The organism is Fulvitalea axinellae (genome assembly GCF_036492835.1).
Classification (GTDB): Bacteria; Bacteroidota; Bacteroidia; order Cytophagales; family Cyclobacteriaceae; genus Fulvitalea; species Fulvitalea axinellae.
Genome location: NZ_AP025314.1, coordinates 2,432,240 through 2,448,677, shown reverse-complemented (window position 1 = coordinate 2,448,677; position 16,438 = coordinate 2,432,240). Strand labels below are relative to the sequence as shown.

At 47.6% G+C, this 16,438-nt stretch carries 7 protein-coding genes; 1 reads left to right on the top strand and 6 read right to left on the bottom strand.

Features of this window, described 5'->3' with window-relative positions:
• Position 1 precedes the first annotated feature (1 nt).
• Positions 2–721 carry an IS630 family transposase gene (locus tag AABK39_RS09390; protein ID WP_338391075.1) on the top strand — a complete coding sequence of 240 codons (720 nt, stop codon included), beginning with the start codon at positions 2–4 and terminating at the stop codon, positions 719–721.
• Between the two features lie 98 nt (positions 722–819).
• Here the strand turns inward: AABK39_RS09390 and AABK39_RS09385 are convergent, their stop codons facing one another.
• From AABK39_RS09385 to AABK39_RS09360, 6 genes are all read right to left on the bottom strand, one after another.
• Positions 820–3,930: an efflux RND transporter permease subunit gene (locus AABK39_RS09385; protein ID WP_338391074.1), complete on the bottom strand. Its 3,111-nt coding sequence runs from the start codon at positions 3,928–3,930 to the stop codon at positions 820–822.
• 38 nt (positions 3,931–3,968) lie between these two features.
• Entirely contained in the window at positions 3,969–5,045 is a 1,077-nt protein-coding gene (locus AABK39_RS09380) for an efflux RND transporter periplasmic adaptor subunit (protein ID WP_338391073.1), read from the bottom strand.
• A 162-nt stretch (positions 5,046–5,207) separates the two neighbouring features.
• Positions 5,208–7,550, bottom strand: coding sequence for a TolC family protein (locus AABK39_RS09375; protein ID WP_338391072.1), 2,343 nt, complete (start codon positions 7,548–7,550; stop codon positions 5,208–5,210).
• A 448-nt stretch (positions 7,551–7,998) separates the two neighbouring features.
• Positions 7,999–9,633, bottom strand: coding sequence for a RagB/SusD family nutrient uptake outer membrane protein (locus AABK39_RS09370; RefSeq protein WP_338391071.1), 1,635 nt, complete (start codon positions 9,631–9,633; stop codon positions 7,999–8,001).
• Positions 9,634–9,644: 11 nt separating this feature from the next.
• A complete protein-coding gene (locus tag AABK39_RS09365; protein WP_338391070.1) occupies positions 9,645–12,812 on the bottom strand; it encodes a SusC/RagA family TonB-linked outer membrane protein in 3,168 nt (1,055 codons plus the stop codon).
• 390 nt (positions 12,813–13,202) lie between these two features.
• The gene (locus AABK39_RS09360; RefSeq protein ID WP_338394667.1) at positions 13,203–16,334 is read right to left on the bottom strand and encodes a glycoside hydrolase family 2 TIM barrel-domain containing protein; all 3,132 of its coding nucleotides are present in this window, start codon (positions 16,332–16,334) and stop codon (positions 13,203–13,205) included.
• Positions 16,335–16,438: the final 104 nt, after the last annotated feature.

Below are 16,438 nucleotides of genomic sequence, written 5' to 3'. Positions count from 1 at the left end.
TGTGGATAAGAATGTCCCACGAAGCCTTTGTCAAGTGGTGCAATGGGCTCAAGAGAACTGTTCCGTTACCGCATCCCGCGCGGTCCTGTCCCGATTATTAAGGTTTGCCGGATACAGCTACAAAAGAATGCGGGTCAGCTGTTCCCACAAACGGGACAAGGTGCTGTTTGATTTCTTTAAAACGGAGATACAGGAGCTTAAGAAGATGGAAGATGAAGGTGAAATAGATTTGTATTCGTTTGACGAAATGGGAGTGAACCTGTCACCGGTCGTTCCTTATGGATGGCAAAAGGTTGGAAAAACGCACCGACTATCCAGTATGCCCAGCAGCAACCATACGGTTGTCGGCTTTGTGAATCGGAAATGCGATTTCCACGGATTCAGAGTTGACGGCGCGGCAACGGCTGAAACCACCGTCGCATGCATTAATGATTTTGTCGATCAAATAGAAAAGAAAACAGTTGTCCTAATCGATAGCGCAAGCATCCACAAAGCGATATTCGTCAGAGAGAAAATGGTTGAATGGGCAGGCAAAGGCTTGTTCCTTCAGTTTATACCGGCATATTCTCCCGAGCTAAATTTCATCGAGAGGCTTTGGCTCGAATTCAAGCATCGATGGCTTTCAAAGCCGAACTATTTTGATTCAATAGAAGAGCTGACAAAAGCCATCGATGGTGTCATTAGAGGGATTGGGACAAAGTATCGAATTAATTTTGAATGACTACTTATGATTCTCCAATCATGTTTAAAGTGAAAAAAGCTACTCCCGAATACGGAAATAGCTTTTTTCAAAATAACTTATAATCTTATTTAGCTTAGTCAGGCCGTTTCCAAATCCTCGGCAATTGGTGCCGTTTCGGGATTTTTCACTTTGTACAATACGCTATAAAACGCGGGCACAAACAACAACGTAATCACAGTGCCGAACATAAGGCCAACCATAATCGAAGCCGCCATCGGCTCCCACATAATTCCACCGCCCAGATACAACGGAATCATACCCAAGACTGTGGTAAGGGTTGTCAGCAAAATCGGGCGGAAACGCTGAAGGCAGGCTCCTACCACGGCGTCATAAGCTTCCACTCCTTCGGTCTCCAGCTCGATCTCGATTCGGTCAATCAACACGATCGCGTTGTTGACCACAATACCGGCTAAGGAAATAACTCCCAGAAAAGCCATAAAACCGAAATAAGAACGAAGCAGGATCAGCCCCAAAACCACGCCGATTATTCCCAAAGGAATAGAACAAAGAACGATCAATGTCTTGCGCATAGAATTGAACTGGATAATCAGCAACAGCACAATCAGAAAACCGCACAAAGGCAAATAGTCGATCACGGCGCCCATATTTTCAGCCGACTGTTTACTGTCTCCACCCAGTTCGTAAGTGATACCCTTCGGCCAATTAACCACGCTTTCCTCAAGTGCGGGAACCAAAGCGTTGGTCACCTCGGATGCCGTAACGCCCTCTCTTAGTTGTGAAGAAACCGTTATGGTGCGATCCAGATCTTTACGACGGATCTGCGCATATTGCCACTTGGGCACAATACGGGCCACCTGACTCAAAGGAACCGCCTTCCCCGACTGTTGGGCGTATATATTCACACCTCTCAGACGATCGATATCCAAAGACTCGCCTTTCTCGTTTCGCATTACGATTGCCAAACTTTGGTCACCTTCACGGAACTCTCCCGTTTTGACGCCCGTAAGTGCCGACGACAAAGAAACGGCGATATCCTGATTCGTAACTCCCGCCTGTTGGGCTTTAGCCTGATCTATATCAATCACCAATTTCTTGGTTCTGGGACCCCAATTGTCCTTTACGTTCTTCGTACCCGATATCCCGACTAGCATTTGCTTTACGGATTCAGAAACCTCGAACAGTTTGGCCGGATCGTCTCCGATTATTTCTATTTCGATCGGAGTACCTCCCCCTGCGCTTCCGAGGCGTTTAACTTTTATATCAGCGGTAGGGAAACGCTCGAAACAAAAATCGTCAAGGCTACTTATCGCCCGCTCGTTCATATCCGCCGAGGTCGTGTTGATCAGCATATGGGCATAATTGCTGTTCGCCTCGTCCGGAGCGTAACCCAAGTCATATGATTCCGGCCCCTGCCCTATATACGACGACCAGTCTACCACCACTTTTTTATCTTCGGCTTGCAGTTCTTTTTTTATAAAAGTCTCGATTTCCTCCACAACGGTTTCCGTAGCCTCGATTTTCACTCCCAAAGGCAAATTGATATCCACCGTCACCAAGTTACGCTCACTGTCAGGGAAAAAGATAAAAGGAACCAAACCGAAACCGAAGAAGGAAAGGAAAAACATCCCGAGCACCGAGAATAGCACCAAAACCCTTTTGCGAAGCGCTACATGGATCAGCATTTCGTATTTGCTTTTCATGAACTCGATAAACTTGTCGAAAAACGACAACTTCTGCTCTTCACCCGGCCCGTTTACTTTTATAAAGAAATAACAAAGCAAAGCGATCATACTCAGGGAAATAATCCATGAGGCCAACAATGCGATAGTAATCACGACGAAAATCGGCCCCATAATCTCGCCCATCACAGATTCGGCCAGATAAAAGCTCAGGAAAGCCACCGATGTTGTCAATGTCGAGATCAACAAGGGAATAAACAGCTCTTTGCAAGAATCCACCGCGGCCGTCATCCGGTCAGCGCCTTCTTCCATCTTCACCATGATAGATTCGGAGACCACCACGGCGTTGTCCACCATCATGCCCAAAGCCATAATCAAAGCGGCCAAAGTAACTTGGTTCAGCCCCATCCCTATAAGCCCCATTACCAAAAGCGTAGCCAGCGTTACCATCGGGATCAGACTCGAAATTACGAATCCCGTACGCATGCCCAAGAAAATAAGCATCACCAACAGTACGATAGCCACCGATTGCAACAGGTTCGACATAAAATCGTCTACACTCGTACTGACAAACTCGTCCATCGATGTCAAACGCACAAGAGAAAGACCAACAGGTAAATCGTCGATCAACGTATCCACCGCTCGGTTTACGTCTTCTCCCAAACGCACGATATTGGCTCCTTTCTTCAAGGAAATGGCCAAACTCAAAGCTTTCTGCCCGTTTACCCTCACAAAGCTTTTGGCCGGAGATATATACCCTTTGTGAATATTAGTAATATCACCCAAGTACACCACTTCGCCAGATTCCCCTACGGGCACGAGCATACGCTTCAACTCCTCCACACGGTCAAAGTTACCGGTAGGCTCCAAAATCACGCTTTCTTCGCCTTGGCTGATCGTACCGCCTGACACCAAAATATTTCGAGAAGCGATCAGGTTCTTCAATTGGCCGACAGTCAAGCCATAACGGGCCAAACGGGCGTTGTCAAAATCAACATACACCCGTTCTTCCTGCGCTCCGCCGATTTCCACTTTGGCCGCGTCGGGCAACTTCACCAACGCATCCCGGATATCATCGGCGTAATCTTTCATTTCGTCGTAGGGCAAGCCATCGCTGATCAAACCCAAGGAAATCCCGTAAACTTCGCCAACGCCGTCATCCCTCAGCTCCCAATGTACGCCTTCCGGCAAACTGAGCGCCTGCATTTTGCGGCGGACCAAGTCCCATATTTTTTGCAGGTCTTCCTTGGCCACTTGGTCCTTAACCGTTATCCCAATAACAGCCAGCCCCGTCCTCGATTGGCTACTGATCTGTTTTACCTCGGGAATTTCCTGCACTCGCTTTTCGATCTTGTCGGCCACAAGCCTTTCCACCCTGTCCGGAGAAGCTCCCGGAAACGAGGCGATCACCTGCGCCACACGCACCGTGTAAGGAGGCATGCTGTCTTGCGGGAGTTTCTTGTACATCGAAACGCCCATAACCATGATCACGAACAGAAGCGTAAACGTGACCCGGCTTCTTTTTATACTGAATTCTGATAAGTTCATCTTCGGTTCTGTTTAAGGAACAATAGATTCGGGCAACATTAGTCCAAGCGTACGCTCACGCCTTCCAACAATACGGAAAGGCCGGCCGTAGCCACCACCTGCCCAACGCCCAATCCTTCTTTTATCACAAAACCGCGGGGTGTGAGCGCCCCGATTTTCACATATGCCTTTTTCACTTTGGCCACTTTGCCAGACTGTTTTTCCAAAGTGTAGACAAAACGCCCTTTGGAATCTTCGCCCACAGCCGAGGCCGGCACTACGATATTTCCTTTGAAAGCTCCGCCTTCCACACGAAACTCGACATCGGCGGGCATTCCAGGGCGAATCGCTTTGTCATTGCCGTCGAGCACGACTGTTACCAAATAAGTGGAACCACCCAATGAGCTGTATCCGACTTCCGTTACCGTACCTGGAAAAACTTTCCCGTTCAGCGACGCGAATGTGGCCTTGGCGGACATTCCTTCGCTAAGGTGCGCTATAAGGTTTTCCGGCACGCCAACCTTGATTTCCACTTTACTGGTGGCGCTCATCGTAAACGCTTTCGAAGATGAACTCACCATCTCGTTTTCTTCCACGGACACGTCCGTAACCACACCGTCAATCGGCGCCTCAAGTCGCGTATAGGTCACTTTGTTTCTTACCGCCGCCACTTGTTCCTTGGCCGCCAAGAGTTTGGCTTTCGCCGATTCAAAACCCGCCTTAGCCTCTTCGAAGTCGCTTAACGGAAGACTGTTTGCTTCAAATAATTTTTCGATACGGTAGTAAGACGAGCGCGCCGACACGTATTGCGCTTCGGTAGCCTTTTTATTGGCTTCTGATTGGCGAAGTTCCACTAAATAATCCGTCGGGTCGATGCTAGCCAATACGGTTCCCTTCGTCACACGGTCACCCACCTTTACGTTTACTTGCTTTAACTGACCGCTTACCTTAAAGCTCAGCTTCGATTCGAGCGTTGACTTGGTGGTACCCGTAAACACGTAGGCGTCTGACGAGGCGGATTCGCTGATTACCATTGAGCGAACGGGACGCAGACGTTCTTTTTTCGGGGCTTCTTTTTCGCCTCCACACGCCGTCATCAAGGCGACGAAAAGTATCGGAACTATATATTTTTTCATGCTTGTATTCTTCTCTAGATAAAAACTCCGTAGCGTAGCCACGTTTAGTTTAACGGTAAGCGATTATCGCAAATCTGCATTGCGGATTTTGCTTTTCATTCTTCGAAAAAAATCACGAAGTCTCTTATCGCTTTACCTTTTTAATAATTCACCGCTAGCTTATTAATTCTCGGACAACAGATATTCCATAACACGGGTGTAAAACTCCTTGCGCTGTTCGGGTGTGTCCAAAAATTCATAGCGCCCGATGGAACGGCCCAAGGCCAAAAAGTCCAGCGTAAGGGCGTAAGTGGCGTTTGATGTGGCGATTTCGGTTTGTAAAGCCGCATTTTGGCCGTCGAGCAGTTTCACCAAATCCACCAAGCCTTGGCGATAATAGTCCTGTAAGATTTCCAAACTCTTCGCAGCCTTGTCTTGGGCAATGGCCGACTGCGCCACTTTCAGCAACGAGGCCCTAACCGAAGCCAAATTTATACGCACCCGCATTTCCAACTGGTTTCTCAGGTCTTTCTCCTGATATTGCAGCTGTTCTATTGACAATTTGGTCTTACGGAGTTCTTTTCTGTTTTGGCCTCCACCGTAAATCGGCATATTCAGCCCAAGGCCAATATTCCAAGTCAGATCCTTGTTCAGTTCCTCCACCCCGGGCAATTCACTACGGTAAAGCGGTTTGCCGGTTTCTCCGCTTAGGCCGAGGCTGGGCGTAAACAATTTGCGGTTTTGCGATTTCCTCAAGCGCTCCTGAGCTTCGATCGAAGCCACCAGTTGCTTGATTTCCGGAAGGTTAGCGTTAGCTTCCCTGACCAAAAAAGTCGCCAAACGGCGGGAAAGGTGATTCTCGCTTACCAATGCCGTAAGTTCCTCCCCATTGATATCAAGCGGATTGTCCCCTATCCCAAGTTCGCGGGTATGAATTTCGGCCTCTTGCGGTAAATTCAGCAACTGTTTCAAAAGCAAGGAAGCCTTCTCGGCTGTCAGCTTTGCGTCAAACAGCTCGTTTTTGTTTTGCGACAACTGGGCTTCCAAGCGATAAACGTCGCTGGGACTTCCCTGCCCCACATTATGCTTAGCGCGCGATACGTCGAGGTTGGTTTTGGTCACCAACAGGTTGTCTTCACGGATTTCCACAATACTCTTGGCCTGCAACAGCTGCAGATAGGCTTCCGATATTTCCAGCACCAAATCAAGCTCGGCGGTTTTTACGCCTTGGCGCTCCGCCTCCGCCAGCATGCGCTGGATAGTAACATTGGCGAAAGCCGGTTCGCTAAACACCACTTGCGAAAGCTTGCCCGTCAAGTTAACCGTATGCTCGGAAGAGCTTCCGAAAGAGCTCTCGGCCCTGTCTTTATCGATCTTTACCGCCGTAAGTCCCGCCTCTACCTGTGGCAGTAACTTGGCCTTGGCCAATCCAACTTCCTGCTCGGCGATATTATTGTCATACTGCTTGGCTTTCAACCCCAAGTTTTCTCCCAAAGCGCGTACAATGGCCGATTTCAAATCCAAGTTTTCACCCGTAGCTTCAGCCTCTTCCGAACGCGTAAGTATGGCTCCCGCCACTACGTCCCATCCCGGAACAAGGCCCAATTTAGCCGAAGCGTCAAGATTGTAATACAGATCTTCCCCAAACACTTCCAGATCGATTGGCAAGTCGGAAGGCTTAACGCCTTCGCTTATTTTCATAATATCCAGAGCTATCCGGCGAGCAAGGGCCACCGTCTCGTTGTCGTTTGACATACTGGCCAAAGCCCCTGACTCCACATAGTCTTTTCCTAGCATCGCGTACACGGGCCGTCCTTGGGTATGTAGCTTGTCAAAAAATACACGCAGATTTCGGCTATGCGGGGCGTAGCCCTCAACATGCGTATAATAAACGGCATCCACGGATTCGGGGATCAAAGCCAAATCCTTTTCCGGATCGCCAGAAATAGGCACTATACTGACAGGGCATTTCGCTAAAGTTTCAAAATACTTCGTAGCCAGTTTATCCAAACGGGTCTGGGGACCTTGATCCACTATTATCGCAAGGTGCTTAAACTCCTTTATTCCCCTAAGCTTTTCCAAATCACGCCCAAAACGAAACGGGCTTCCTATATAAGCGAAGTTCTTTCTGCCGGAAGTCCCCTTTTCGGTTTTGGGAAAACCCTGAAATTCGGAAGATAGCACAAGTGCCGCTATACCCGGCTTGGGCAACTCGCCTATCCGCTCCATAGCTATGGAACCCATAACGCCGGATGCCACGACCAGATCAGTGGATGGATCGGCGAACGCTTTTCGCAAAACTCGCTCCGCTTCGTCCAGTCCCGTTCCAGCCTTTTCGAAACTCATCTCCACCCCTCCACGATAACGCATCAACTCCTGAGTCTCATGCCGAATCAGACTGTCGATGTATTTATCGGAGCCGGAGCCGTCACGGACCACCCGAACCCGGAGGCTGTTTTGAGCGTATGCCCCGCCACTCATTACAAAAAAGAAAAATAGTAGTCTTAGTAGTTTTCGTTTATCCATAAGCTCTCCCTTCCTTACGGGTTTGATTTTAAATCGGGTTCATTCCGGCTAGGCATAGAGGTTATTCTTTTAAATATTTCGCACACCTAAAGCCATTCAACACCGGTATTCCTCCGCTAACAAAAAAAGGGAAATTAAGGCAAAACATCACAATCCAACAGATTAATATATTCAGTAAAAATGCACATAAGTCGAACCATTACCGCCTACAAATCTAGAAATCAAAACATTACAGTCTGTCTAACAAAATGAATCAACGGTGCGATAAAACAATTAAAGCTGGCTCGCCACCTTTACAAGCTCGCAAATCAACACAAAACTTACTTGACTAAAGATCAAGACAGGTAGCCCTTCCCTAAAAACCGACACACTATTAACGATAAAAAAACGACGCCTTAGGTTTCCCCAAGGCGCCGTCCATATCAACTTTAAGAAACGCTGTTCAAAATTATAACCAACCCGGATTCTTTCCGAGTTTAGGATTCAGCGAGAGCTGGTCCAACGGAAGCGGGAATAAATAATGCTTGTTTGCGTCGAAACCGCTACGGCTTTCCGCTGACTGCAGGAGTATAAATCCGTCTTCGTTTACCTGAATGTTCTCCGGTCTTGGCCCGAAGAGCTCTTCGTCGTATTTTACGCCCAAAACATCTTGGGGCAATTCCGTCTCGGCCGTTTTCCAGCGGATGATGTCATCATAACGGAAGTTTTCCATTCCCAATTCGGCTTGGCGCTCACGGCGAATTTCGGTAAGCATTTCCAAGTTGTTTTCCTGTACAAAGGCGTTATTCAGCTTGGCGGGCATCCCTACCCTGTCGCGTAATACGTTTACGGAGTAGTTAAGCTCGGCGTCGGTGATAGAACCGTTTTTCTCGAATGTCGCTTCGGCAAAAATCAGATACATCTCCGCAAAGCGCATCAATATATTGTCCACCTCATTCTTAGCGGCGTTTCGGCCGTCGTTGTATTTGCGCAAGCCATAGCCCGAACCCATAGTACCATTTACACTCGGGCTATATGTCTTTAATTCTTCGCTATCGTCTGGCAAACCTTCATTCTGCGGAATCAAAAGACGCGCTCCGGGCATCCAGATTGTCATCGCCATCCGCGGATCGCGGTTTTTGAATTCCGTCCCTTCGGCCAAAGGCAAGTAGCTATGGTTGATTGTCGAGTTTTCGTGGTCGATCGGCAGGCCGTCTACACCCAAATAAATATCGGCCAGATGCTTGGTCGGCGCCGTTTCCGCCTGGCCGGGACGCCCGTTCCGGTTGGGAAAGCGGATATGGTGGGCGAACATCGTCTCGCTGTTCTTTTCGTTTTCCCAAAGGAACAAGCCCACATAGTCTTCAAACAAGCGGTAATTCCCTCGGTCAATCACGTTTTTGGCCGAAGTGACAGCCAAGTCCAACAACTCGTTCGCATCGCGATCACCTCCATGGTATTTCTGGTGAGTCCCTTCATACAAAGCCACTCTCGCCAAAAAGCCTTCGGCTATGCCTTTGTTTATCCTTCCTTCTTCGTAAAGCTCCGTTCCTTTTGCCGGCAGGAAGTCTACGGCGTCTTTCAGGTCGTTAACAATTTGATCCACCACCGCGGCTCTAGGGTCACGGCCGGCGTACAGTTCCTCGGAATCAAGATCCAGAGTGCGCAATACCAAAACCATATCGCCGTAGCGACGGACAAGGTCATGGTAATACCAAGCGCGGAAAAACAGAGCCTCGCCCAAGTATTTCTCCTTCACGTTATCGGCGAGGTTCGCGCTTTCGTAATTCTCCACGAAGTTGTTGCTGACGCGGAGGAAATCGAACTTGCTATCCCAGTTACCGCCGTCTGAAGTCGGACGCACATGCGTGCTGGAACTTACAGTATTCAGCGACGATTTCGGTCCAAAAGCGTCTATCGTTTGGTTATCCAAACTAATCGAAGGTTTTAGGCCCGTATACAAGTAATTTACAGACAGTTTCAGGTCCTTCTCCGTTTTCCAAACGTCTTTGTTCGAAAGGTCATCGTTCGGATATCGATCCAGAAAATCATTACAGGAAGAAACCAAGAACAACAGGCCGAAAAGATATATCAGTCGTTTCATAATCTTCAGTTTTAGAGGGTCAGGTTAAGGCCGAAAGAGTAGCTCCGCATAATCGGATACTGTCGTCTCACTGTCTTGGAGTTGTAGTTCAGCGTATACAGCTCGGGATCGTAAGCCTTTACCAGCTCCGAAGATTCCCACAGGTTTTCCCCGCTGAAATACACCCTCAGCCTGTTTACACGGATTTTCCGGCTCAACGTCTTCGGTAACGTATAGCCTACCTGCAGGTTCTTCAGGCGAACATAAGCTGCGTCCTGCAACCACCAATCACTCAACGCGTAGTTGTTTTTATACCCCGCCCTTGGGTTCGGATAATCCGCGTTGGTGTTTTCCGGCGTCCAGTAGTCGTTTTGGAACGTATAAGTATTGTTGTTATACACTTCGCTGAACACGCCCACCATTCCTACGTCAAGGTATTGCGACCGCTTGGCCACTCCTTGGAAAAAGATAGAGAAATCGAAATTCTTCCATGAGGCGTTGGCCGAAAATCCGTATTCGTAGCGTGGCGACTGGTCTCCCAAGTACACGGCGTCGTCATTTGAAATCACACCGTCGCCGTTCTTGTCTACATAACGGATATCGCCGGGCTTCGACACTCCACCAGACGGGATCTTCGCAATTGTCGGATCGTCCGCCTCTTCCTGTGTCTGGATAAATCCGTTAGTCTCCAATCCCCAAACATTAAAGAGCGGATAGCCTTCCATCGGCCTGTTCAGCCCGGGCGTTACGGTATTTACGTCCACGGCGTAATCGATCAGCTTGTTTTTCTGATCGGCCATATTGAATGCGAAACCGTATTTCAGGCCATTGGATAGTTGGTCTTTCCAAGAGATAACCAAATCCCAACCTTTGGTCTCCAAGTCGCCGAAGTTGCCTTTTGGAACTTTGATACCGATTACGGCCGGCACTTCGAAATTGACCAGCATATCGCGGGTTTTCTTTACGAAGTAGTTACCTTCCATCTGAAGTCTATTGTCGAAAAACCCCACTGTCGCCCCCACGTTCAGAACCTCAGAAGTCTCCCAAGTGCGGTCTTCCGAGGCCAACGATTTCACCAACATCCACTGGCCGTCCTCACCCGGGAAGTCGTAGTATTTCTTCTGCTCCATTTCGTATTTCGAGATATGGTCGTATGTCCCCAATCCGCTCTGGTTACCCAGCTGTCCCCAAGACCCGATAAACTTCAGATTGGAAATAACGCTTTGGTTTTGCATAAACGATTCTTCGCTAACACGCCAGCCCAAGGAGAAGGACGGGAAAGTGCCCCAACGGTGCTTGTTCGAGAACTTGGACGAACCGTCGACACGAACGTTGGCCTCGAAAAGATAGCGATTGTCGTAGGCGTATTTTACCCTTGAAAAATAAGAAAGCAACGCCCATTCCGGGTGGCTGAACGATTTGGTCAGCCCTTCGTTCGACCCCAAGCCCAAAGAAGGCAATTCGTTGCCCAACACGCCGTTTGTCCCTACGGAAATGGTCTCCGTTTCCTGATATTCGGAAGAGGCGCCGGCCAAGACATTAATATCGTGCTTGCCGAAAGATTTCATATAATTGGCCAACAACTGAGTGGTGGCGTACAGGCGATTCTCGGTAAGTTCCGTCAAAGAGTTCTCTCCTTCTGCACGGTTCCAAGGCCCCGATTTCTCGATGGTTCCGTCCGGACGATATTTGTTATACGTTCTAGCCCAATCCGTACGTATATAGTCGCGCAAGCGCAAACCGCCGATACCGGTAAGAACCAACCCGTCCAACGGCTTCCAAACCAAAGTCATGTTACCTTGGGTATTCTGGATTCCCTTATTTATAAATCCGCCTTCGGCCAATGTCTGAACCGGCTGGCGCTGGTTACGGAAGCGTGCATAATTTCCGTTAGGGTCGTATACCGGAATATTCGAGCCCATGGCGTAAATCATATCCAGCATCTTGTTATAGTCCGACACCGGCAACTGGAATTCCTCGTTGGAATAGCTGATGTTCGTTTTCAGCGTCAGGATATCCTTGATCAGCTTGTTTTCCATATTCAAACGGAAGTTGTAGCGGGTATAGCTGTCATCGCCATACTCGTCGAACATTCCCACCTGATCAGACCAAGCGCCCGATACGCGATACGTTGTCACATCTCCGCCACCCGATACCGCCAAGTCGTGGTTTTGCGCATAGGTTTCCTGCAATAACAAGTCTGACCAATCCGTATTGGAAACGAAGGTCCATTCGTTATCGCTTCCGCCAGCGTTCGGGCTGATAAAAGCCGAAACGTTCGGATCTTTCATCAAAGCGATTTCTTCGGCCGAATAAGGTGCCGATTTCCCCTCGTTCACAAACGCCGTATTGGCGTATTCGGCGTGCGTCCAAGAGTCGTTGATCTCAGGCTTCCGGCCCGGCGACTTGATGGTGTAGTTACCGTTATAAGAAACTTTAAGCTTACCACTCTTACCCGACTTTGTGGTGATCAGGATAACACCCTCCGCAGCACGAGCGCCGTAAATGGCGGCCGAAGCGGCGTCTTTCAATACCGAAATGCTCTCCACGTCGGCCGTGTTGATGTCGTCCATAGTACTCTGTATACCGTCCACGATCACCAACGGCCCGCCACTGTTTACGGAAGTAATACCGCGGATCATAATCGAAGATGACGCACCCGGCTGACCGCCTTGCGACAACACCGAAACGCCCGGCATAGTACCCTGTATACCTTCGGAAATATTCCGGATCGGTCTTGACTCCAAAGCTTCGGCATCAATACGGGCAACGGCACCCGTGAGGTTTACCTTCTTCTGCACGCCGTATCCTACCACAACCACTTCGTCAAGTTCCTCCACGTTCGGCTCCAACTGCACGTCGATTTTCGTCCGCGAACCCACTTTCCGCTCGGCGGACTTATATCCCACAAAGGAGAAAACCACGATATCGCCAGCTTTGACACGCAACCCGTATTCGCCGTTAAGGCTGGTAATGGTACCCGTCCCCGAATTTTTCACCGAAACGTTTACACCGGGAATCCCCTCTCCGGCCTCGTCCGTTACCGTACCGCGAAGCTCAAAGCCCCCCGTTTGCCGTAAGCCTTGTCCGGCTTCCGCCAAAACAGCTCCCGGCGAAAAAAGCGCCAACGCCATAAAGCCGAAAAGCAACGCCGGCATGCGGTGACGGAATAATCTTTTAATTCGATAAAAAATCTCCATACGCTTTAGTTTTGTAAAAAGTATTAAGACTGTTTTTCTCTGTTTTCACTAAGGAAAAAGCCACCCGACCGCCTAATTTCCACGGGACCGCAATTGTGAAAATTGAAGATTCCCGATTTTCAGGATTTATACCCGGAAAAAAAGCCATGTCAAATTCGCCCTTTCAACCTATACTCGCAGACCCTTGATAATTCCATTACAAAAACATCAAAAAAAATATAATCTTCTTTTTTCGCCCGCATTTTCACTCTCCATTTTACGAAGTTTTCGGTTTTCTTCAGATATAAAAAAGATCAGTGAAACCGACCCTTTTAAAATCCTTTTTTGAAATGATAAAATAAAGAAATCGTGTTTCACACTATCTTTAATGGAAAACATGATTTTATTTTTCTAAAAATCGAAAAACAAAGTATAAGACATATCTTCAGCCTCAATCAAATACTGTTCTTTCGGCTTAGCATTACAGTCCCACGAATTATCTCCGCCAACGCCTTGCGTTTTGTAATCGAGGTTTAGTGTAAATCCTTGTCCCGTTTTCAAGTCGTTGATATGCTCCGCTTTTTCCAAAGATTCGATATCGTAATCCCAAAGCGAGAAATCAAAATGTTCGCCACTGACACGGAGTATTGGCTTTTTTCCGGCCTTTAGACTTAGCCAGCGTGTGGCGCACCGGTTACCGTTTTCTTGTGGACGGACGTAATCCCACTTCAAGCCGTCGGCCGAGGTTTCGTAACGGCCCAAAAACGCTCCGTTTGATCGGTCGGGGTAGTTCTCGTGCGGGCCTTTTCCGTAATATTCCGCACGGTCAAAAACGGGAAGAAATTCCATACGTAAACCCACTTTGGGCAATGCCGGCAACTCTTTTTCGGGAAAATCATAGGATTGGGTTATTTCCATATTTCCCGAACCGCCAAATCGGTATATTATTGAATACCCGATTCCAGTTGACGAAAATACTCCCGCGCATTCCACCGATAGAATTTTTCCTTCTTGACTCTTTTTAATTTTATCCAATACAAAATCCTTTTCGATGTTTTTATAGATCTCTGACGCCTTCGCCAGCCCGGAAGCCAAATCATTATCAGTCGGAACTCGCCAAAGTGAAGGAACCACTTCGCTTTTCAACAACTCTTTTCCGCTTTTCCTTATTTGCCGTATAAATCCGTTTTCCTTATTGATTTCAACCGCTATTTTTCCATCGCTTACCAATAAAGTTTTCGAATCGTCCTTTACTGTAACTTTTCCTTTACCCTTTAATTCAGGATAAGCCTGTTTCCTTTCTAAAATAAATTCGGAACGGGCTATCACATGTCCTGTTTCCGCCCATGATTCCTTTCTCGCCAATTCTACGCTAAAACTTAAAACCCGTTCTCCTTTTATATTCGGATACCGTTTAAAAATAGGCGTCGGCACTTTTCGTTTCTCTCCGCTTGCCAATTCCGGCACTACTATTTCCTTTCGCTGAACCCTTTTTCCGTCAATAAGCAATTCGGCGAAAAAACGATACTTACTCGTACTGATATGGGAATGGCGGTTATATACTTCCAAATCGTCTTTCTTCTTGTCAAAAGTCAAAACGATAGGCTCAAACACTTTCCGGCATTCGTTTAAAGCCCCTTGCGGTTTTCCGTCCGGATTGAGAAGTCCGTTAATCAGAAAATTTCCGCGGGAAGGATATGCCGTATCGCCAAAATCACCGCCGTAAGCCCAAAGCGTATCGCCTTCCGCAGTCTTTTTCATTAATGATTGATCCAACCAATCCCAAATAAACCCGCCAACCAATTTCGGGTGCTTATGTATCAGATCGTAATACTCTTTCAGGTTACCTGTGGAGTTCCCCATCGAATGGGCATATTCGCACATCATCAGGGCATGTGTTTTTGTAGAGTCTTCCGCAAAAGCTTTAACCCGCTCCACTGTCGGATACATCCAACTCTCCAAATCATAATATTTCCACCCGAACTCAATCGCCGATTTAGATCCTTCGTAATGTACAAAACGCGTCGGATCGGCGGTTTCCACCCAAGCGGACATAGCGAAATGGTTTGGCCCGAAACCTGACTCGTTACCCAAAGACCATCCGATAATAGAAGGATGGTTTTTGTCACGTTCCACCATCCGGATTATCCGGTCGAACATAGCGGGAGTCCAATCCGTAAGATTGGAAATCAGTCCGTGAACAGCGTGTGTTTCGATATTGGCCTCGGAAAGCACGTAAATACCGTATCGGTCGCAAAGCTCCAAAAAATAGGGATCGTTGGGGTAATGCGATGTCCGCACGGCGTTAATGTTGAATCTCTTCATCATCTTCACGTCATTTTCCATCATCTCCCGGGTTACGGCGTTTCCCGTTACCGGATCATGATCGTGACGGTTTACGCCATAAATCACCACTTCCTTTCCATTGACTTTCAGGCCTTCACCGCTTACCTCCACACTTCTAAACCCGATTTCGCTACTTCTTGCCTCAATCAAACGGCCACCTTCGTATAATCCCAAAACAAGTTTATATAAATACGGTCGTTCGGCCGACCACTTTTCCGGATTTATTACAGGCATGGAAATAATTCCGAATTTCGGATAACGCCCGCGTTTATAGCGTTTTTGCGGTTGGTCAGGATCATAAATCGTTAATGCGGAAACCGAGACAGGCTCGCCCACAGCTTTTCCTTCCGAATCAAAAAGCGAAGCTTTAACACTTAAGTCTTCCTGTTTTTTTCCGAAAGGAAATTTGAGTTTAGGGTTAATTTCCAAAGTGGCGTCACGGTATTCTTTATCCAAAATGGTCCTTACGGCAAAATCATTAATCCGTACTTTCGGTTCCGACATCAGGTAAACCGACCTATGGATTCCGCTCATCCGCCATTTATCCATCGTTTCCAAATGCGTTCCGTCGCTGAAGCGGAAAACCTGAACAACCAAACGATTATTCCCTATTTTCAAAAAAGGCGTAACGTCAAATTCAGTTACGGTTTTGCTTCCTTGGCTATAACCTACACGCTTGCCGTTCAGCCAAACATAAAAAGCCGACGTAACACCACCGAAATGCAAAATCAGTTCCCGATCTGGACTTACCCATTCTTCTTCCAATCGGATATTTCGGGAATAAACCCCGCAACTGTTTACCGAATCAATCGGAAAATCCAACGAACGGTTCTTCCAGCAATAATTATTATTCGTATAAATCGGAATACCGAAACCTTGGGTTTCCAGATTACCCGGCACTTTTATTTTTTCGGTGAATAGCCCTTTATTTTTATATAAATAAAAACCCTCAGGCACATGGCTATAGTGAGCGAAATATCGGAAATCCCAATCGCCATCCAACAACTTAAAAAAAGAAGACTCCCTATTACCAGACAGGGCTTTGTCCAAATTCTCAAAACTATACGAGACGTTCCTCGCCGTCATTTTATTCCGTTCGAAGGTTCTCGGATCATTCCAATCGGCCTTCTGGGCTAATACCGTAGAGAAAAAACTTCCCAATAATAGCAGCACCCACACAAAAAACGTTTCTCTCATATGCATTAAAATAAATATAAGCGTAACAGACTCAGAGAAAAAAACACTTATTCGAAGTAATGGAAGGACACGATTCGATACCATTGATCAATCTGGCCCGTTAC

Coding starts and splice junctions, on each gene's coding strand:
- AABK39_RS09385 (WP_338391074.1), bottom strand. CDS start 3,930: ATGAACTTATCAGAATTCAGTATAAAAAGAAGCCGGGTCACGTTTACG.
- AABK39_RS09380 (WP_338391073.1), bottom strand. CDS start 5,045: ATGAAAAAATATATAGTTCCGATACTTTTCGTCGCCTTGATGACGGCG.
- AABK39_RS09375 (WP_338391072.1), bottom strand. CDS start 7,550: ATGGATAAACGAAAACTACTAAGACTACTATTTTTCTTTTTTGTAATG.
- AABK39_RS09370 (WP_338391071.1), bottom strand. CDS start 9,633: ATGAAACGACTGATATATCTTTTCGGCCTGTTGTTCTTGGTTTCTTCC.
- AABK39_RS09365 (WP_338391070.1), bottom strand. CDS start 12,812: ATGGAGATTTTTTATCGAATTAAAAGATTATTCCGTCACCGCATGCCG.
- AABK39_RS09360 (WP_338394667.1), bottom strand. CDS start 16,334: ATGAGAGAAACGTTTTTTGTGTGGGTGCTGCTATTATTGGGAAGTTTT.